The organism is Asaia sp. Ae19-3, assembly GCF_059801175.1.
Genome location: NZ_JBCHWF010000001.1, coordinates 1730068 through 1748441, shown reverse-complemented (window position 1 = coordinate 1748441; position 18374 = coordinate 1730068). Strand labels below are relative to the sequence as shown.

The window sequence follows — 18374 nt, the reverse complement described above, 5'->3', positions numbered from 1 at the left end:
ACGAGTTCCATGATTATCTCGGCCCCCTCTTTTGGCATCTCGCGTTGTGCATCAGCACGCGCTTCGCTGTGCCCGGGCCTCCTTCTTCGTACGCTTCGACTTATCAGCCCCTGAGCGCATTTCGCCGCCAGCCGGTCTGGCGCGTTCAGGGGGTTCATGATTGTGTTGTTCAAAGCGTTGAGAAGAAAAAACCATGACCATTACCCATCCTTCTTTCGGCACGGTTGCTGACGACCGGGTCATTATTTTCGACACCACCTTGCGTGACGGTGAGCAGTCACCCGGCTTTTCGATGAATCTCGAAGAGAAGATCCGCATGGCCAAGGCGCTTGAAGAGCTGGGTGTGGATGTGATCGAGGCGGGTTTTCCAGTCGCGTCTCCGGGCGATTTCGAAAGCGTGCAGAAAATTGCGGAAACCGTGCGCGAAGCCGTGGTTTGCGGCCTGGCTCGCAGCGGCGGCAAGCGCGATATCGAGGCCGCGGGCGAGGCGATCGCCAGGGCGCCGCGTCGTCGTATCCATAATTTCATCTCCACTTCGCCGCTTCATATGAAATACAAGCTGCGTATGGAGCCGGAAACGGTGCTGGACCTGATTGCCGAGGGCAACAAGGCCTCGCGTCATTTCACCGATGACGTGCAGTGGTCGGCAGAAGACGGATCGCGCACCGAGCCCGATTTCCTGTGCCGCTGCGTCGAGAGTGCCATTCGCCATGGCGCAACCACCATCAATATTCCCGACACGGTCGGCTTCACCACGCCTGACGAATTGCAGGCAATTTTCACCATGCTGCGCGAGCGCGTGCCGGGTGCGGAAAAGGTGATTTTCTCGACGCATAACCATAACGATCTGGGTCTGGGCGTCGCCAATACCCTTGCGGCTGTTGCTGGCGGTGCGCGTCAGATCGAATGCACCATCAATGGTATCGGTGAGCGCGCGGGTAATGCTGCGCTTGAAGAAATCGTGATGGCCATCCGTACCCGTCGCGACAAGATCCCGTTCCAGAACCGCATCGAGACACCACGCCTGCTCGGTATCTCGCGCCTGCTGGCCAATATCACCGGTTTCGATGTGCAGCCGAACAAGGCCATCGTCGGGCGCAATGCCTTTGCACATGAAAGTGGCATCCATCAGGACGGTATTCTGAAGAACGCCGCCACCTATGAGATCATGACCCCCGAGAGCGTCGGCTGGAGCAAGACCTCGCTGGTTCTGGGCAAGCATTCGGGCCGCGCTGCCTTCCGCGACAAGCTGAAGGCGCTGGGTTACGACCTGCCTGACGACAAGATCCAGGATGCCTTCGAGCGTTTCAAGGTTCTGGCTGACCAGAAAAAGACGGTATTCGATGATGATATCCGTGCTCTGGTCGATGACGAAACACGCGATCACGATCGTATCCGCTTCGTGTCGCTCGAGCTGCTGGCGGGGTCCAAGCGCCCGGCGCAGGCCGAGCTGGAACTGCTTGTCGATGGTGTCGTGAAATCGGCCAAGGTATCGGGCAATGGTCCGGTCGACGCCGCCTTCAAGGCAATCGGCGAGATCTTCCCGCATGAAGCCGCGCTTGAGCTGTTCTCTGTCGGTGCTGTGACCGAGGGTACCGATGCCCAGGCCAAGACCACCGTCCGCCTTCAGGAAGGGGGCAAGATGGTCGACGGGCAGGGCGCCGATGCGGATACCATCGTTTCTGCCGTGCGTGCCTATGTGCATGCCCTGAACAAGCTGGTGGTCAAGCGCACCCGCGCCGAGCCTGAGGCTTTGTCGGTCTGATCACTCGCGGAGGGCTGAACAGGCGCGCTGTGTGACTTCGGCGCGCCGCTTCAGGCTGATCGTCAAAGTATTCTATAGTTATAAAAAACCTCCCGACCGTCAGAGACGGCGGGAGGTTTTTCTTACGGGATTTGCGCGGTTTCTGCCCCGAAAATCACGTCACCTCTCTGGCGCCTGCTGCGGTAAAAGCATCAGCTCTTCCGCGTCAGGCCCCGGTCAGGTGGCAGGAGGGGTCAGTAACCGTTCTGATAGCCCTGATAACCCTGCTGGGCCGGGTAGGTTTGCTGCGGGTACGCCTGTTGCGGATAGGCCTGCTGGGGATAAGCCTGTTGGGCAGGATAGGCAGGCTGGGCATAGCCGGTTGGATATTGCTGCGGGTAGGCCTGTTGGGGCGCCTGATTATAATACCCGCCCTGATTATAGTAGCCGCTCGGGCGGTTCGGCGTTGTGGCGGCACCACCTGCCGCACCGAGCAATCCGCCCGCCAGCGCGCCGATGGCGGCACCACGCCCTCCGCCAGCCACCGCACCGATCGCGGCACCGGCACCACCGCCGATCAACGCCCCGGAACCGGCGCGTGCGCCCGGATCGTAGGGACTGCCACAGCCATTCAGCATAAGGCACAGCCCGCAGAGGCTGGCTCCGGCGGCAAGGCGCCGTATGGGTGCAGGAGAGAAAAGGGAGGGTGCGCTCATCGTGGTCTCGTAGGCTCTAACAGATCAGTAGCCGGAACGCGGGCGGTTGGGCGTGGTTGCGGCGCCACCGGCTGCACCGAGTGCACCACCGGCAAGGGCCCCAATGGCGGCGCCACGACCGCCACCGGCCAGAGCACCGATAGCAGCGCCGCCACCTGCGCCGATCAGCGCACCCGAGCCAGCGCGTGCGCCGGGGTCATACGGATTGCCACAGGCGCTCAGCCCCAGCATGCCAACGCAGGCCGCAAGTGCTGCGAAATTGCGCGGACGAAGGATGAATGCACGCTTGGTCATGATGTCTACTATCCTAAAAATTCATTCTACTCTGGCTCAACGGGGCGGTATTTCGCGAGTTTCCTGTCGCCACTGCCTCGTGATCAGCTTGAGGGGATCATTCCTGCCGGGCCGCGTTCGAAGCGTGGCGCGACCATGGCCAGTTTGGGATGGTTTGTAACTAAAAGTAACTGCGCTTCACCCCGGCGTGACTCATGCTTCCGCGCGGGGCATTTTTGGTCATTAAACTGCAATTTCTCCTGATCGGGACTTGCCCCTCAATCGCGGCCCCGGTAATCCCTCCGCCAGAATATCTCGCGTCATGCTCCCATCTGTCATGTGGTTCCCTGAAATCTTTCCGGGGGTGCCATCGCGCAGGACGGGGCGGAATGCGACCCGTGCGCGCACATCTTTCGGCCAGGAGGCTTGAATGTTCTCACGTCTGCTGGGTCTCATGTCGGCAGACATGGCTATCGACCTCGGCACCGCCAACACGCTCGTTTACGTCAAGGGACGCGGCATCGTTCTTGATGAACCCTCTGTCGTCGCCATCGCTGAAGTGCGTGGCAAGAAGCAGGTTCTGGCGGTCGGCGATGAAGCCAAGCTGATGGTCGGGCGCACGCCAGGCAACATCACGGCCATCCGCCCCCTGCGTGACGGCGTGATTGCCGATTTCGAGGTGGCGGAAGAAATGATTAAGCATTTCATCCGCAAGGTGCATAACCGTCGCGCCTTCGCGAGCCCGCAGATCATCGTCTGTGTTCCGTCGGGATCCACAGCGGTCGAGCGTCGCGCCATTCAGGAAAGCGCCGAGAGCGCAGGCGCCCGCAAGGTGATGCTGATTGAAGAACCCATGGCAGCCGCTATCGGCGCCGGTCTTCCTGTCACCGAGCCTTCGGGCAGCATGATCGTCGATATTGGCGGCGGCACGACAGAAGTCGCGGTCATTTCTCTTGGAGGTATCGTCTATGCGCGCTCCGTGCGTGTTGGCGGCGACAAGATGGATGACGCGATCATTTCCTACATCCGCAAGACGTTCAATCTGCTGATCGGCGAAAGCTCGGCAGAGCGCGTGAAGATGGAAATCGGTTCGGCCTGCCTGCCTGATGATCCGCGTGATCCCGGTCCGATCAAGGAAGTGAAGGGGCGCGATCTTATCAATGGTGTGCCGCGCGAGGTTCTGGTGAGCCAGGCTCAGGTGGCGGAAAGCCTTGCCGAGCCGGTGCAGCAGATTGTCGATGCCGTGGCGACAGCGCTTGAGAACACCCCGCCCGAACTGGCGGCCGATATTGTCGACAAGGGGATCGTGCTGACCGGTGGTGGCGCGCTGCTCTATCGTCTTGACGATGTGCTGCGCAGTGCCACGGGTCTGCCGGTGACTGTCGGTGAATCGCCTCTTTCCTGCGTGGCTCTGGGCACAGGGCGCGCGCTCGAAGAGATGCGTCGTCTGCGGAATGTCCTGATCTCGATGTACTGATAACCAGGGAGCATCCGGTCGATGCTGTCGATTCAGGGGCGACACGCACTCGCAAAGCTGATGCTGCCGTTCTTCTTCGTTCTGGCAATCGGCCTGATCATGCTCGGTCTGACCCGTCGTCAGGCCGTCGACTCCCTGCGCATGAGGCTGGCTGACGGCCTAACACCAGCCTATCAGCTCCTGACAGCCCCAGAGACGGCTTTTGCGCATCTGCGCCAGACCGTCGCGGGGCTGACCGATATTGCCGGTGAAAATGCCCGGCTGCGGGCCGAAAACCAGAAGCTGCGTCGCTGGTATAATGTGGCGGTCGCGCTGGCTGACGAAAATGCCCAGCTCAAGGCGAGCCTGCACTGGATTCCCGATAACGCCCCGAATTTTGTCAGTGGCCATGCGCTGCGCGATGCAGGCGGGTTGTATGGGCGCTCCGTTCTTCTGGCGGTGGGCGAGAACCATAATATTGTGCCGGGTGACGTCGCGCTTGACGCGTCAGGCCTGCTTGGCCGCGTGACGGAGACAGGCGCGCGCACAGTGCGTATCCTGATGATCAATGACGATGCGAGCCGTATTCCGGTCATGCTCACCGCTTCGCGTGGCAATGCCATCATGGCGGGTGACGGCTCGCCCTATCCGAGGCTGATCTATTACGCCCAGGATAATCGGCCAGTGGAGGGTGAGCGCGTGGTTACGGGCGAGCAGCCTGCGCCTGACGGGCATGAGCACGGCGCATTTGCCGGTATGCCGGGCGGGCTGGTCGTGGGTACGGTGCATTATTTGCGCCCCGGTACGCCTGTGGTGGTGCCTGAGGCCTCGCTCGATCATCCCGACATCATCCGGGTGTTCAATTATATGAGCGCCGATCACGCTGGCCCCGAGGCGCCGGGTCGTGTCAGATTGATGCCGCCCATGCCGGTTGCCCCCGAACTGCCTTTCGTGCCGTTCCAGAAACCGACGAAAGGGCAGGGCTAGACCATGGTTGGCCATCGCCACGCCCCCGAGATCCACCCCGGCATCGCGCCACGCCCGACCCTGCGTCGCCGTATCGACCAGCTCATGCGGGCGCTGCTGCCTTCCTTGTTCATCGTGTTCTGCGCGCTTGTTCTCTCGGCGGGGCTTGGTATTCCGGGGCAGAACGAGCTGTGTTTTGGTATCGCGGCGAGTACGGTCTTCTTCTGGTCGGCGCACAGGCCGCAATCCATGACGCCGCTCATGACCTTCTGCGTGGGGCTGGTCTGTGAGGTGCTGAGCTTTGGGCCTCCGGGTGTGTTTGTGTTTTCGTTACTCGTTTTTCATGGCGTGGCGCATCTGTGGCGCTACGGGCTCAGCCGTATCAGCTTCCTGTTCGGCTGGGCTCTGCTGGGTGGGCTCGCCCTTGTTTTGTCGTTGTTTGGATGGATCATCGCGTGTATCGGGACGTTGGCAATGATGTCTCCGGTGCCGAGTCTCTTTCAGGCAGCGGTGACAATTGGTATCTATCCGACATTGAGCGCCCTGTTTGCCTGGGCGCGTCGCACGGTGGCAGACCCTGAACAAGCCTGAAGGCCCGGTTTTGAGCATGATGTTCCGTCGCAGCGCAGCGCTTCCTGATGGACGCCCGACAGGCGAACGCGTCGCCATGGCCGGAATGCGATGCGGGATTGTCATCGCGCAATGAAGTTCCGACGCGACAAATCCTCCCGGTCCCGTAATCCGTCTCGCCTGCGGGCCAAGCGCGAAGAGGTGAAGCCCTCACGCGGTGTCTTTACCCGCCGTGCGCTGCTGGTGCTGGCCACCCAGGCGGGCGTGCTCGGTGTGCTGGGCAAGAAGCTCTACGATCTTCAGGTACATGAAGGCGATCATCTACGCGATCTCGCGGCCCGAAACCGCACGAGCAAGCGTCTTCTGGCGCCTGCTCGCGGCCAGATTGTCGATCGTTTTGGCCTGCAGCTTGCGGGTAACAAGGTAAACTGGCGTGCCCTCCTCATGCCCGAGGAGACGACCGATATCCATGCGACCATCGCGCGTTTCGGCCAGATCATCGCGCTCGATGAGCGCGATCAGGCCCGTATCGAGCGTGATCTGCGTCATATACGAAAATATGTGCCCGTTGCCCTGAAGGACTTCCTGAGCTGGGATGACATGGCGCGTATCGAACTGAACGCGCCGAGCCTGCCCGGTGTGCTCATCGATGTCGGCACGACGCGGCTTTACCCCTACGGGCCGCAACTGGCCCATATCGTCGGATATGTCGCGCCCCCCAATGAGCGCGATGTCGCCTCCACGCCCATGATGGCATTGCCCGGCATGCGCGCCGGCCGCGCCGGCATCGAGCAGACCCAGGATCTGCTGCTGCGTGGCGAACCGGGCTCGGTCGAGATGGAAGTCAATTCCAAGGGCCGCGTCATGGGCGAGATGGATCGCGTCGACGGCCAGCAGGGCGACGAGGTTGTTCTGACCATCGATGCCGGTCTGCAGCAGATGGTGCTCAATCGCATTGGCGACCAGGCGGCGAGCGTCGTGGTGATGGATTGCCGCAATGGCGAGGTGCTGGCCATGGTCAGCACGCCGTCTTTCGATCCGTCCCTGTTCGACTCAGGTGTGAGCCACGCCCAGTGGATCGAGTGGACCAATAACGTCCGCACGCCGCTCATCAACAAGACGGTTGCAGGTGTCTACCCACCGGGCTCGACCTTCAAGCCTGCCGTGGCGCTGGCCGCGCTGCAATCCGGTCTTGTCAGCTCACAGGACCGCTTTACCTGCCCCGGCTATTATGACATGGGCGGTGTGCGTTTCCATTGCTGGTCGCGCTGGGGGCATGGCAGCATCACCATGCAGCAGGCGCTCATGTATAGCTGCGACGTCTATTTCTATCTAGCGGCGCGCAAGATCGGCATGGAGCCCATCAAGGCCATGGCCAACGGCTTTGGTCTCGGCACCAAGCTGGATATCGAGCTGCCCCATACTCGCGCCGGTGTCATCCCCACGCCCGAATGGCGTCAGAAACACGGCTTTCACTGGAATGGCGGTGATACGGTCAATGCCGGTATCGGTCAGGGCTTCGTTCAGGTCACGCCACTCGAGCTTGCCACCTATGTGTCGCGCATCGCCTCTGGTCGTAACGTCGCGCCGCATCTGGTGCGGAAGATCAACGAGCATGATTCCGAGCATACGCCGCTTGATGCCGCACCGGCGCTCGACATCCCGGATGCGCATCTTGCCGTCATCCGTCAGGGCATGTTTGACGTGGTCAACGCGCCACGTGGTACGGCGCCAAAGGCAAAGCTGAGCATTCCCGATGTCGCCATGGCGGGCAAGACGGGCTCTGCCCAGGTGCGACGCGTTTCACGCGCCCTGCGTGAGAGCGGTCACTTCAACTCGATGAACCTGCCCTGGGAAGAGCGCCCCCACGCGCTTTTCATCTGCTTTGCGCCCTATGATGCGCCGCGCTATGCGATTGCGGTGGTCATCGAGCATGGCAATGGCGGTGCCGATGCTGCGGCCCCTCTGGCACGCGATATCATGACGGACACGCTTTTGCGCGACCCGGTCAATCATGACCACGCCCCCGGTCAGGCTGTCGCGGACGCCGAATAGTGAACTGGCAAAAACGCCTCTGGCGCCCTGAGCCGAGTTTCCGGCTCTTGGGCAAGCTGCTTCAGATCAACTGGCTCTATGTTCTGCTGATCTGCGTTCTGGCTGGTGTGGGCTATCTCGCGCTCTACTCTGCTGGTGGTGGCTCAGCCAAACCCTTTGCCCGCCCGCAGATGGTGCGCTTCGGTTTCGGTCTGGTGATGATGATCACCGTGGCCCTTACCAGCCCGCGCCTGCTGCGGCTTCTTTCCATCCCGGTCTATCTGGTGGCCGTCATATTGCTCGCATTGGTTCTGCATATGGGCCATGTGGGCAAGGGGGCCGAACGCTGGATCAATCTGGCCGGGTTGCAGTTCCAGCCCTCCGAATTTGCCAAGATCGCGCTGGTACTGGCGCTGGCAAGCTGGTTTCATCGTATCGACAACAAGCGCATGGGCAATCCGCTGCGCCTGATACCGCCAGCCTTGCTGACGCTCCTTCCTGTCGGGCTTGTGCTGAAAGAACCCAATCTCGGCACGGCGGTCATTATCGGTCTGATCGGCGCGACGATGTTCTTCGCTGCCGGTATGCGTCTGTGGCAGATCGCCCTGCTTGTCGCCCCCGTGCCCTTTCTGGGCAAGTTCATCTACGCCCATCTGCATGACTACCAGAAAGCGCGCATCGACACTTTTCTGCATCCCGAGCATGACCCGCTGGGGGCGGGGTATAACATCATCCAGTCCAAGATCGCCCTCGGCTCGGGCGGGATGTGGGGTGAGGGATATCTGCGTGGAACGCAGGGCCAGCTGAACTTCCTGCCTGAGAAGCAGACCGACTTCATTTTCACCATGATCGGTGAGGAATGGGGATATGCAGGCGCGGTTTCGGTTATAGGGCTTCTGGCCTTGCTGGTCGTGGGCGGCATGCTCATGTCCATGCGCAGCCGCAACCAGTTCGGTCGGCTTCTCGCCCTCGGCATTTCGGTCGATTTCTTCCTCTACTGTGCGGTCAATCTTTCCATGGTCATGGGGGTGATCCCGGTCGGTGGCGTGCCGCTGCCGCTCATTTCCTATGGCGGGTCGGCCATGCTGACCATGATGTTCGGTTTTGGTCTGCTGCTCTCCTCCTGGGTGCATCGCAATGATCGCGATCTGCCAGCAGCGCGTGACGATCACTGATCCGGCATCAGGATGAGCCGCGTCAGGCCGCCGACCCAGGCTGCCAGAGCAGCCTATCATCGCACCCACTATGCCATCGGCCCGGTTGTCCTTCATATCGGGCGACGGCCATCAGACTGGCCCTTTGACGCCAGAAGCCTCGTTCTGATTGGCGCCTGCAACCCCAGTGGGCAGCGCCTGCCCGATGGGGTCAATATCCGTCTCATGCGGCAATTGCGGGCACGACTGGGTCGAGCCCCTTCATGGCGTGGTCAAGGCAGCTGGCACGCGTGGTCTGAGCCCTTTTTCGCGGTGGCCTGTCCACTCCCCAAAGCGCGAGTTCTGGCGCGCCTCTTCGGACAGAATGCCGTAGTGCTAGCCCAGCCCCATCGTCGCGTCCGTCTCGTCTGGCTGGCCTGAGCGTTTCAGGGGGTACGCGATGCGTCACCGCGCAGAAGCGTGCAGAAAGCCTGCTCTGCCGGTGACAAACTGCGCGCGCCGCAGGCGAAGGCAAAATGCCGATCCGGAAAGGGCATGGAAACGGAGCAGAGCAGCCCGTTCTCGATCAATCCTGAAACCACGCTCGCCGAAAGCACTGTGGCGGCGCGGCCAGTGCTGACCATGGTGGCGATGGCCTCGTTGGAGGGCAGCTCCATGACGATATCAAGGCGGTCCGTGGTAAGGCCCCAGCCCTGCAGGGCGTTCTCGAAGCTCGCCCTGGTGCCTGAGCCTTTCTCACGCAGCACCCAGGGCGTCTGGTCGAGTGCCGATATTTCGGGTGGGGATTCCGCCCAGGGGTGATCGGGGCCCACCACAAGCAGAAGCTGGTCGCGTGCGAGGGTTTCGGTTCTAACAGACGGGCCAATGGGAGCCCCTTCGATCAGGCCAAAGCTTATGGTGCCAGCGCTGATCTGAGCGCAGATCTCTTCCGTATTGCTGATGGTCATGCCCAGCGTCACTTCGGGATAGAGTGCCGCAAAACGGTTGAGGCGCGCGGGCAACCAGTAGCTTGCCAATGTCTGGCTGGCCCAGACATGCAGCCTGCCTGCACGCAGCCCGCCCAGATCTTCCAGACAGGCGCGGGCGGCGAGGGCCCGTGCCTGTACGGCGCGTGCCTCTCGCAGAAAGATTTTACCGGCATCTGTCAGCAGAATGCGCCGACCGACCCGGTCGAACAGGCGCAGCCCGAAGCTGTTTTCGAGCGTCATGATGGCGTGGCTTACGGCCGACTGCGTCAGGGCGAGCGCTTCGGCAGCACGCGTCATGTGCTGCCGCTCGGCAACGGCAATGAAGATACGCAGTTGCTCGAGGGTCACGAGGGCAGAACCCCGAGAAGCGAGAGCAGAATGGCGCCGACCAGCAGGGAGAGAAGCAGGCAGAACAGGCCTTCCAGCCCGTTGAGGGCGATGTCTCTTGGCTCATCGGCAGAGAGTGCGGCCTTCACCTTGCGAAAACGCCACCAGCTTGCCGGCAGAAGCATCAGCCCGGCGCAGATCGTCAGCACCCCGACCCAGGCAGAAGATCCCGACCCGGCCGGCATGGCATCGGGATGCTCGGAACTGATCAGCCGAAGGAAGATGGTGAATTTTGCCAGCATGCAGCCAATGGCCACCATGGCAAGCGCCGTGCGGACCCAGGCAAGAAATGTGCGCTCATTGGCAGCGTGATCGGTATATCGGCTTATCATGCGCACAGATCCTGGGGTGAGGCCTCGTTCAGAAGCCCGTCGAGTGTCAGGGCAAGATCATAGGCCTGACCACGTATCTCGGGAATGGCAATGGATTCGAACAATGTGCCCTGTCGCGCAGGCCCCAACGTATGAAGCGGGAGCCGCGCCGTACCATCGGCCGCGATAACCCGCCCGTCACGCGTTGTGTCCAGTCCGATGCCGCCCTGACCGGAGCGGGCCAGCTTTCTGTCGAGCAGGTCGCGCAGGAGCGGTGAGTCCACCCTGTCATAACGCAGGTTCGGTCCGGTGCAGTTGAGCACATGGGCGACAGTGACGTGATCGAGCTGTGCACCGCAGCGAAGTGTCACGCATAACCCGTCTGCGACGCTCGTGATTTTCTGCAGGTGCCCTGCGCGCAGCGAAAGGGTGCCGTTTGCCAGCTCGGCATCGAGCGCTTCGGCGATGCGGGGGGCCATGCGATGGCGCACGACATCCCAGCGCCTTTGCAGGTGGCGACGAAAACGTGCCCGCTCGTCAGGCGGCAGGGCGGCCCAGAGATCATTGGTAACCGGGCGCAGGCTGTCGATACAGGCGCGCCAGGGAATGCCCTGTTTCAACGCAGCATTGAGACGATGCAGATAGGCGGTGCAGCGCGGTGCACACTGGCCGGGTTCGATGACAGGCGCTGAAAGAACCGGCGCGGGGGCGTGGCGCTGCGGAAAACGGGCATGGCGCGAAATGACCGTTATCTTGCCGCTATGCCCTGCGGCCCGAAGCTGCATGATCTGGTCGATGGCGGTCAGTCCGCTTCCGATCAGCAGCACCGGGTCTTCCGGTGCAATTGCCTCGAGGGCGTTCTGCGCCCAGACCTGATGATGATAGCGTCCGCCGCCCGCCAGCTCTGTCGGGATACCGGGCAGGAGAGGGGGCGCAAAATGCCCAAGCGCCAGAACGACATGGCGCGCACGCAGACAACGCCCTTCGCCGGAATTCCTGGCATCGAGATGCAGTGTCGTGATGTCGGCGTCACAGGTCAGCCTCGTGACCCGTGCGCGCAGATGAAGCGGCCGCGCCTGACGAAACAGATCCTGCAGATAGAGCCCGTAAATGGCTCGTGGAATGAAAGCCTGTGAGTCGATCTGCGGGTCGATCTTCTGTCTCAGCCAGTCGAGAAAATGGCCCGGCTCATCCGCAAGAGCGCTCATGCCGCTGGCAGGGACGTTCAGCAGATTTTCGACGCTGCGTGTGCCATAGGCCAGACCGAGGGCTGGCTGGTCGGTGGGATCGATCACGATGCAGGACCTGCCATGGTGCTGGCGCAAATTCCAGGCAAGCAGGGTGGCGCTCGCCCCTCCGCCGATAATCGCGATATCGTGGATCTCTGTCATGATCTGCCTCACTGCTTTCTGTAAGGCCGAGTATCCGGCAGCGCTTCAAATCAATCCAATTGATTGATTTGGCAGAAACGTTCGAAAAATTCGATTTTTAGATGCCCTGTGCTGACCGATAGTACCCTATGTGGTCGCTCAGCGAGGGAATCGAGTAGCCGTCCAGCATCCACCGCGACCGCTTGTGGTTTGACGCCTGCCTAAAATCATCGAGAAAATGTCGTTCCGGCTTAACTCGAGGCGTCAACAGCCCTTATGGGTGACTGCGTAATAGGGTAGGGCGAGTGTTTCCCGCAAAAGAGAATAAATATCTCTGGCATCGACATAATGCGGTGCTGCACCGGATATCTTGGTGAAGTGACATTGACGCATCGCCAATCTGGTTCGTGCTATGTGGAACCATTGGCTCACTACGATGATGGGCGTCTCTCGGCTGAGCATTTTCGATAGCGCTACGGCGGACAGATGCGTGTTGCGTCCCGTATCGTCCATGGCAATTACGTCCGATGGAACGCCATGCGCCGACAAATAGCCAGCCATGACCTGAGCCTCGCTCAGACCATTCTCCTCAACACCCCCACTGACAATGATCCGTTTGATCTTCCCAGTCTGATAAAGAAGCACCCCTTCATCCAGTCGCGCCTGAAGGCGGGGAGAGGCGGTGCCATCGGCATAAACCTTGTTGCCAAGAATGACTGCCACGGATGCCTCCTCAGAGGGCGTGCTGAATCCGTTGATAAAGATGACGCCTATATCGGCGACAAGAGCGACCAGGGCGAACGCCAGAATTATAAGTGCAAATCTCGCCATGACCGTTTCCAATGCGTCCAGGAGCAAATCGAAACGATGAGGAACGTCATTGCCCGTCTTCCGGATGGCGCCATTCGTCTCTCGGTCATCATAAGCGACAATGACGCCCGGTAAAAACCAGACCGCACTGTTGTCGATGCCTCAGAGCGATATGGCCCACCCCGCTCAAGGTGAGGGCGCCAGAGCAGTCATGGGAGGCTGGTCTTATCCAAAGCGGTAGCCCGAAAGCGGTTTGCCGAGCACGGTTGCGGCGAAATCGAGATGGGCTGCTTCCCCTGTCGCGGCGCCAGCGGCAACCATCAGTGGCAGAAGATGCTCTTCGCGTGGATGGGCGGCGCAGGCACCGGGGGCGTGGCGCCAGTCGCGCAATGCTTGCTCGCGTGTGGCCGGGTCGTTCATCGATGCCTGCAACCAGCGATCAAAAGATTCCGCGGCCGGGTCGAACATTGTGCCGGAGAAGAAGCCGCCAATATTGTGATAGGACTGGCCGCTCCCGATAATCAGCACATTCTCCGCTCTAAGCGGCGCCAACGCGCGGCCAAGAGCGAGATGTGCCCCTGGGTCGAGATCCTGCCGTAGCGAAAGCTGAACCACGGGGATCTCCGCGTTGGGGAAGGCAATCTTGAGCGGCACGAACACGCCGTGGTCCCAGCCGCGTGCTGTTTCGCGTGCGGTCTCGATACCGGCATCGTCGAGCAGGGTTGCGATACGAGCGGCAAGGGTGGGGCTCCCCGGCGCGGGCCATTCCAGCGCATAGGTGTGAGGCGGAAACCCGCCATAATCGTAAAGCAGCGATGGCGACCCGCCGAAATGAATGCGTGGCACGCTGTCTTCCCAGTGGCCCGAAATCACCACCAGCGCATCCGGTCGCTTCGGTAATCTGGCAGCAAAGCCTGCGAGATAGTCTTCCAGCGGAGCCCAGGCGCGGCGCATGGGGCCGGGTTCGAGAAAGAAGCACGGGCCACCGCCGTGATTGATGAAGAAACTGGGTTGCATGATGACAAGCCTATCCTGTCTGCTCTCTCACTATCAGTGTTAAAAAACCGATCGATTCTATCGTGTGGGGTGATGGATGCTGGGAACGCTTTCCCTCGACCAGCTGCGTGTGCTGGTCACGATCGACGAGACAGGCAGTTTCTCGGCTGCCGGTCGCAGGCTCAACCGGGCACAATCTGCTATCAGCCAGGCCGTTGCCACGCTTGAAGCGACACAGGGTGTTGTCGTGTTCGACCGGTCGGGCCATCGCCCCGTTCTGACCGAAATGGGGCGGGTTCTGGTGGCGCAGGCACGTCGCGTCCTGTCCGGTGCTGCCCAGTTCGAGGCGCTTGCTGCAGCAATCAGGGAAGGGGTAGAGCCGGAACTTGCCGTTGCCATCGACCCCCTCGTGCCGACCGGGGCCTTCATCGAAAGCCTGCATGCCCTCGAAGAGCAGTTTCCCCATTTGCCCGTCAGCTTTTCGACCGAGGGGCTGGGCGGCGCCGAGCGGCGTCTGCGCCAGGGCGATGCCTCGCTGGCGCTCTGTGTGCTGCTGTTCGGCGTACCCGAAGATCTGATTGCCGTGCCGGTCTGCGATGTTGTGCTCGTGCCAGTCGTGTCTGCTGATCATGAACTGGCCCGCCTGAACCGGGTTGTAACACGGGCCGATCTGGCAGAGCATGTTCAGCTCGTTCTGTCTGACCCCTCCGCGCCCGGTGGCCCCCATTACGGGGTTCTGAGCCCCAGACGCTGGCGCTTTGTCGAACTGGGCCGACGCTTCGATTTTCTTCTGGGCGGGCTCGGCTGGTGTCGTATGCCCGATTATCTCGTCGAGGCCCCTCTGCGCGATGGCAGGCTGGTCAGGCTCGAAATCGTCGATGATGACCCCGATGCCCCGGCCCCAAGGCGTATCTTTGCGGCGACCATGCGCGATCGCGCGCTGGGTCGCGCAGGCAGCTGGCTGCTCGATGATCTCAGAACGCGATTTTCAACACGCGCGGAGAAGAGAGGGAAGGCTCTTTCGGTGGGCTCCTGACGAGACGAGTCCCCCGTCTTTCGCTCTTTCCGGTTGCGTCGGGCTCCAGAGAAACGGCTTAATCATGCTTCTGGCAGAAAAGGGTCCCGAAATGAGGAACAAGAACCTGTGCCTGACACTTGTGACCGTAACGCTCGGCGGTATGCCAGCCAGCAGCGCTTTGTGCATGGCGCGTGGTTTTTCCACCGTCTTGCCGTTTCATGTCGAGGTGCCAACGACTATCTCTCCGGCGTCCAGGGGATCGCCGTCGGGGGCAGGGGCGGCCCAGTGGGAGCCCGCACCATTGCCCCGTGCCATGGCAGCTCCGCCGATAAGGCGCACCACCGCCGGTAAAGCCGTCGATTTCGTGAAACAATTCCTTCCCATCGGGGAAGGCACCCCCGGCCATGATCCCGTAACGGGCGCGGCCATAGGGGTTTTTGGACCGGCTTATCAAAACGCCAGTCTGGTAGGACACGGCCTTGCCCCACCGGGTGAAACGGTGGGGCGGTAACGCTCAGCCTTCGATCTGGCTGAAATCGGCGATTTCGGTCAGGGTTTCACCAATCTGCGCCAGCAGGCGCAGGCGGTTGAGGCGACGGGCGGGATCGGGGTCGTTTACCGTCACGACCTCGAAGAACCGATCGAGCACGGGGCGCAGGGACGCTGCCGCGATCATGGCCTCCGCAAAACGCTCCTGCTCAAGAGCCGCATGAATCGCTGTCTGTGCAGAGGCCAGCGCCTCGCCCAGAGCGCGTTCCTCATCCTGCACGTAAAGCGCGCTGTCTGGCGCGCCCTGATGCGGGCCGTCCTTGCGGTTTTCGATGCGCAGGATATTGGCCGCGCGCTTGCCTGCTGCGAGCAGATTGCGCCCGTCATCTGTGCCGACCATTTCTGCAAGGGCTGCGGTACGGGCCAGCAGACGCACCAGATCGCCATCGAGACCACCGGCCAGAACAGCGGCCAGCACGTCGTAACGCTCACCTTCGCTGCGCAGCTGCACACGCAGACGTTCGGCCAGAAAACCGGGCAGGCTTTCGAGTTCGCCACCGTCGCGCAGCCCTTCAGGCAGGTTCTGTGCGGCCTGGGCGATGAGCGCCGTCAGGTCGAGGCGCAGCCCGTTATCGCGAATGATACGAATAATGCCGAGTGCGGCGCGGCGCAGCGCGTAGGGATCGCCCGAACCACTTGGCGTTTCCCCCATGGCAAAAAAGGCCGTCAGCAGATCGAGACGATCGGCCAGCGCCACAGCAATGGAGACGGGCGCGCGCGGTGTGTCGTCATTCAGGCCGCGTGGCATGTAATGCTCGGCTACAGCGTCGGAAACTGCATCGCCCTCATTGTCATGACGGGCGTAATAGCCGCCCATCACACCCTGCAATTCAGGGAATTCGCCGACCATGCCGGTCGTCAGATCGGCTTTTGCCAGAAGGGCCGCGCGCTGCGCCTGCTTCTGCGCCGTGTCATCCAGCCCCATCACCTGAGCGACGATACCGGCCAGCGCCACGATACGCTGCACGCGCGCGCCCTGGCTGCCAAGCCTTGCATGGAAGGTTACCCCATCCAGCGCGGCCACGCGTTCGGCCAGTTTCGTCTTGCGATCAAGATCCCAGAAATGGCGGGCATCGGCAAAGCGGGCGCGCAGCACGCGCTCATTACCGGCGATCGTCAGGGCGCCGCCATCGGCAAAATCCATATTCGCGATGAAAGCGAAATGCGGTGCCGCCTTGCCGTCTGCACTGCGCAGGGCGAAATAACGCTGGTTGATGCGCATCGAGACCTGCATCACTTCAGGCGGCAGATCCATATAGGCGTCGTCGATACGGCCAAGAAGCGCGACCGGCCATTCGGCCAGACCCGACACTTCCTCAACCAGCTTGTCATCCTGCACGAGTGTCAGACCGGCCTTGTCTGCCTGGGCCTGCAACCCGTCGCGGATGATCGACAGGCGCTGTGCGGGGTCAAGCACGATCTTGCGCGTAAACAGCTCGTCTCTGAGCTGTTCGAACGACGTCACGGTAAAGGGTTCAGGCGCCATGAAGCGATGGCCAACGGTCTGCGTGCCTGCCACCAGACCATGGGCATCGTCATTTTCCGTCGCCAGGCTGAACGGCACGAGCGCACCGTCCAGCAGGCAGATCACGCGGCGCAGCGGGCGCACCCAGGTAAAGGCGCTGCCATGGCCCCAGCGCATGGATTTCGGCCAGGGAAAGCGCCAGAGCAAAGCCGGAATGGTCTCGGCAATCTGCTGTGCGGCACCGATGGCAGGCAGGGTGCGGTTGAGCACCCAGAAACCGTTTTCCAGAACCAGAGCGTCGCGTTCGGCGCCATGCTTGCGCAGGAATCCGGCGAGTGCCTGTTCGGGCGCGCTCTCACGGGGGCCACGTTCCGACTGGGTGGATTCTGCGATCTGTTCGTCGATCTGCAGGCTGACACCGATCCGTCTGGCGCCCCAGAACGGTGTGACATCGCGCGGTGAAAGCGGTGCCAGTGCCTCGGAAACGAGACGCGCCAGATCCTGACCGGCGCTTTCCTGCATACGGGCAGGAATTTCCTCGCAATCGAGAACGAGAAGGAATTCGGCCATTATTTCGACTCCTCGTCGCCAGCAAGCCAGGTTTCGCAGCAGAGCTTTGCGAGATTGCGCACGCGCCCGATATAGGAGGCGCGCTCGGACACCGAAATGACACCGCGTGAGTCGAGCAGGTTGAACAGATGGCTGGCCTTGACGCACTGGTCATAGGCGGGCTGGGCCACGCCAGCTTCTGCCAGACGCACGGATTCCGCTTCGGCGTCGCGGAAATGGCGCATCAGCATTTCGGTATCGGCCAGCTCGAAATTATGGCGCGAATAATCCTGCTCGGCGCGCAGGAAGACATCGCCGTATTTCAGACCCTGACCGTTGAAGTCGAGATCATAGACATTCTCGACGCCCTGCACATACATGGCCAGACGCTCAAGCCCGTAGGTCAGTTCGGTCGAGGGAACAACGGTCGGAATGCCGCCAACCTGCTGGAAATAGGTGAACTGCGTGACTTCCATACCGTCGCACCAGACTTCCCAGCCCAGCCCCCAGGCGCCGATGGTCGGGTTTTCCCAGTCATCCTCGACAAAGCGGATATCGTGCTTTTCCGGGTCGATGCCGATGGCCCGGTAGCTGTCGAGCAGCAGACGCTGGCTGTCTTCGGGTGTTGGCTTGAGCAGCACCTGATACTGGTAATAATGCTGGAGCCGGTTCGGGTTTTCACCATAGCGCCCGTCCGAAGGCCGTCGGCAGGGCTGCACATACGCGGCCTTCCACGGCTTGCGCCCCAATGCCCGCAGCGTCGTATGCGGCGAGAGCGTACCCGCACCCAGTTCGGTATCATAGGGCTGGAGCAGGGCGCAGCCCTGTGCCGACCAGAACTGATGCAGGCGCAGGATCAGATCCTGAAAGGAAAGGGGGCGTCCGCCGTTTTCGGGCAAGGGGGTCAAGGATCGAGGCTCCGGTCTTGTTCAGTCGATCCGTTCTAGCCTGATGAGGGGAACAAGCCAATCTCAGGTCATTTGCCGAGCTTTGTCTGAGCAGTTTTCTCCGGGAGCGGGTGCAGACAAAACCGCAAGG

Annotated in this window: 17 protein-coding genes and 1 pseudogene; 9 read left to right on the top strand and 9 right to left on the bottom strand. The window is 61.5% G+C overall.

Annotation, left to right across the window (positions count from 1 at the left end; all coding sequences use genetic code 11):
- Nucleotides 1-193 precede the first annotated feature (193 nt).
- Nucleotides 194-1765: a 2-isopropylmalate synthase gene (locus tag AAID99_RS07560; RefSeq protein WP_498493568.1), complete on the top strand. Its 1572-nt coding sequence runs from the start codon at nt 194-196 to the stop codon at nt 1763-1765.
- A 428-nt stretch (nt 1766-2193) separates the two neighbouring features.
- On the opposite strand, the pseudogene AAID99_RS07555 reads toward AAID99_RS07560, so the two are convergent.
- Together AAID99_RS07555 and AAID99_RS07550 are read right to left on the bottom strand one after the other, a co-directional pair.
- Nucleotides 2194-2460, bottom strand: a pseudogene (locus AAID99_RS07555) (YMGG-like glycine zipper-containing protein); the annotation flags it as partial.
- A gap of 24 nt (nt 2461-2484) precedes the next feature.
- Nucleotides 2485-2754, bottom strand: coding sequence for a YMGG-like glycine zipper-containing protein (locus AAID99_RS07550; protein ID WP_188425988.1), 270 nt, complete (start codon nt 2752-2754; stop codon nt 2485-2487).
- Nucleotides 2755-3163: 409 nt separating this feature from the next.
- Here AAID99_RS07550 and AAID99_RS07545 point away from each other — a divergent pair, with 409 nt between their 5' ends.
- From AAID99_RS07545 to AAID99_RS07520, 6 genes are all read left to right on the top strand, one after another.
- Entirely contained in the window at nt 3164-4210 is a 1047-nt protein-coding gene (locus AAID99_RS07545) for a rod shape-determining protein (protein ID WP_188425987.1), read from the top strand.
- Nucleotides 4211-4231: 21 nt separating this feature from the next.
- Entirely contained in the window at nt 4232-5176 is a 945-nt protein-coding gene (locus AAID99_RS07540; RefSeq protein ID WP_498493567.1) for a rod shape-determining protein MreC, read from the top strand.
- Nucleotides 5177-5179: 3 nt separating this feature from the next.
- Nucleotides 5180-5746 (top strand): hypothetical protein, encoded by a 567-nt coding sequence (locus AAID99_RS07535; protein ID WP_188425985.1) that lies wholly within the window; start codon nt 5180-5182, stop codon nt 5744-5746.
- A gap of 111 nt (nt 5747-5857) precedes the next feature.
- Entirely contained in the window at nt 5858-7780 is a 1923-nt protein-coding gene (gene mrdA, locus AAID99_RS07530; RefSeq protein WP_188425984.1) for a penicillin-binding protein 2, read from the top strand.
- The gene (rodA, locus tag AAID99_RS07525; protein ID WP_188425983.1) at nt 7780-8934 is read left to right on the top strand and encodes a rod shape-determining protein RodA; all 1155 of its coding nucleotides are present in this window, start codon (nt 7780-7782) and stop codon (nt 8932-8934) included. The genes mrdA and rodA overlap by 1 nt, the downstream gene beginning before the upstream one ends.
- Nucleotides 8935-8946: 12 nt before the next feature.
- Complete coding sequence (locus AAID99_RS07520; RefSeq protein WP_188425982.1) at nt 8947-9333, top strand: DUF3293 domain-containing protein; 387 nt, start codon at nt 8947-8949, stop codon at nt 9331-9333.
- A 5-nt stretch (nt 9334-9338) separates the two neighbouring features.
- Here AAID99_RS07520 and AAID99_RS07515 read toward each other — a convergent pair whose 3' ends face one another.
- The 5 genes from AAID99_RS07515 to AAID99_RS07495 all read right to left on the bottom strand — a co-directional run bounded on the left by AAID99_RS07515 (nt 9339) and on the right by AAID99_RS07495 (nt 13776).
- On the bottom strand, nt 9339-10229 hold the full coding sequence (locus tag AAID99_RS07515) for a LysR family transcriptional regulator (protein ID WP_188425981.1): 891 nt from the start codon (nt 10227-10229) through the stop codon (nt 9339-9341).
- Nucleotides 10226-10600: a YidH family protein gene (locus tag AAID99_RS07510; protein ID WP_498493566.1), complete on the bottom strand. Its 375-nt coding sequence runs from the start codon at nt 10598-10600 to the stop codon at nt 10226-10228. Before AAID99_RS07510 ends, AAID99_RS07515 begins: the two co-directional genes overlap by 4 nt.
- Nucleotides 10597-11970, bottom strand: coding sequence for an FAD/NAD(P)-binding protein (locus tag AAID99_RS07505; protein ID WP_498493565.1), 1374 nt, complete (start codon nt 11968-11970; stop codon nt 10597-10599). Before AAID99_RS07505 ends, AAID99_RS07510 begins: the two co-directional genes overlap by 4 nt.
- A gap of 243 nt (nt 11971-12213) precedes the next feature.
- On the bottom strand, nt 12214-12672 hold the full coding sequence (locus tag AAID99_RS07500) for a YdcF family protein (RefSeq protein WP_498493564.1): 459 nt from the start codon (nt 12670-12672) through the stop codon (nt 12214-12216).
- 312 nt (nt 12673-12984) lie between these two features.
- On the bottom strand, nt 12985-13776 hold the full coding sequence (locus AAID99_RS07495) for a DODA-type extradiol aromatic ring-opening family dioxygenase (protein WP_498493563.1): 792 nt from the start codon (nt 13774-13776) through the stop codon (nt 12985-12987).
- 76 nt (nt 13777-13852) lie between these two features.
- Between AAID99_RS07495 and AAID99_RS07490 the strand changes: the two genes are divergently transcribed.
- Both AAID99_RS07490 and AAID99_RS07485 read left to right on the top strand, forming a co-directional pair.
- The gene (locus AAID99_RS07490) at nt 13853-14791 is read left to right on the top strand and encodes a LysR family transcriptional regulator (RefSeq protein WP_498493562.1); all 939 of its coding nucleotides are present in this window, start codon (nt 13853-13855) and stop codon (nt 14789-14791) included.
- Between the two features lie 91 nt (nt 14792-14882).
- Nucleotides 14883-15284 (top strand): hypothetical protein, encoded by a 402-nt coding sequence (locus AAID99_RS07485; RefSeq protein WP_498493560.1) that lies wholly within the window; start codon nt 14883-14885, stop codon nt 15282-15284.
- 3 nt (nt 15285-15287) lie between these two features.
- Here the strand turns inward: AAID99_RS07485 and glyS are convergent, their stop codons facing one another.
- Nucleotides 15288-17357, bottom strand: a complete 2070-nt coding sequence (glyS, locus tag AAID99_RS07480) for a glycine--tRNA ligase subunit beta (RefSeq protein ID WP_498493559.1) — start codon at nt 17355-17357, stop codon at nt 15288-15290.
- On the bottom strand, nt 17357-18244 hold the full coding sequence (locus AAID99_RS07475; protein ID WP_031240773.1) for a glycine--tRNA ligase subunit alpha: 888 nt from the start codon (nt 18242-18244) through the stop codon (nt 17357-17359). The genes glyS and AAID99_RS07475 overlap by 1 nt, the downstream gene beginning before the upstream one ends.
- Nucleotides 18245-18374 lie beyond the last annotated feature (130 nt).

Excerpts from the sequence above, each read along its gene's own strand:
- AAID99_RS07520 (WP_188425982.1), top strand. The coding sequence starts at position 8,947 with ATGAGCCGCGTCAGGCCGCCGACCCAGGCTGCCAGAGCAGCCTATCAT.
- AAID99_RS07545 (WP_188425987.1), top strand. The coding sequence starts at position 3,164 with ATGTTCTCACGTCTGCTGGGTCTCATGTCGGCAGACATGGCTATCGAC.
- AAID99_RS07510 (WP_498493566.1), bottom strand. The coding sequence starts at position 10,600 with ATGATAAGCCGATATACCGATCACGCTGCCAATGAGCGCACATTTCTT.
- AAID99_RS07540 (WP_498493567.1), top strand. The coding sequence starts at position 4,232 with ATGCTGTCGATTCAGGGGCGACACGCACTCGCAAAGCTGATGCTGCCG.
- AAID99_RS07560 (WP_498493568.1), top strand. The coding sequence starts at position 194 with ATGACCATTACCCATCCTTCTTTCGGCACGGTTGCTGACGACCGGGTC.
- AAID99_RS07505 (WP_498493565.1), bottom strand. The coding sequence starts at position 11,970 with ATGACAGAGATCCACGATATCGCGATTATCGGCGGAGGGGCGAGCGCC.
- glyS (WP_498493559.1), bottom strand. The coding sequence starts at position 17,357 with ATGGCCGAATTCCTTCTCGTTCTCGATTGCGAGGAAATTCCTGCCCGT.
- AAID99_RS07535 (WP_188425985.1), top strand. The coding sequence starts at position 5,180 with ATGGTTGGCCATCGCCACGCCCCCGAGATCCACCCCGGCATCGCGCCA.
- AAID99_RS07485 (WP_498493560.1), top strand. The coding sequence starts at position 14,883 with ATGAGGAACAAGAACCTGTGCCTGACACTTGTGACCGTAACGCTCGGC.
- AAID99_RS07490 (WP_498493562.1), top strand. The coding sequence starts at position 13,853 with ATGCTGGGAACGCTTTCCCTCGACCAGCTGCGTGTGCTGGTCACGATC.
- AAID99_RS07495 (WP_498493563.1), bottom strand. The coding sequence starts at position 13,776 with ATGCAACCCAGTTTCTTCATCAATCACGGCGGTGGCCCGTGCTTCTTT.
- AAID99_RS07550 (WP_188425988.1), bottom strand. The coding sequence starts at position 2,754 with ATGACCAAGCGTGCATTCATCCTTCGTCCGCGCAATTTCGCAGCACTT.
- mrdA (WP_188425984.1), top strand. The coding sequence starts at position 5,858 with ATGAAGTTCCGACGCGACAAATCCTCCCGGTCCCGTAATCCGTCTCGC.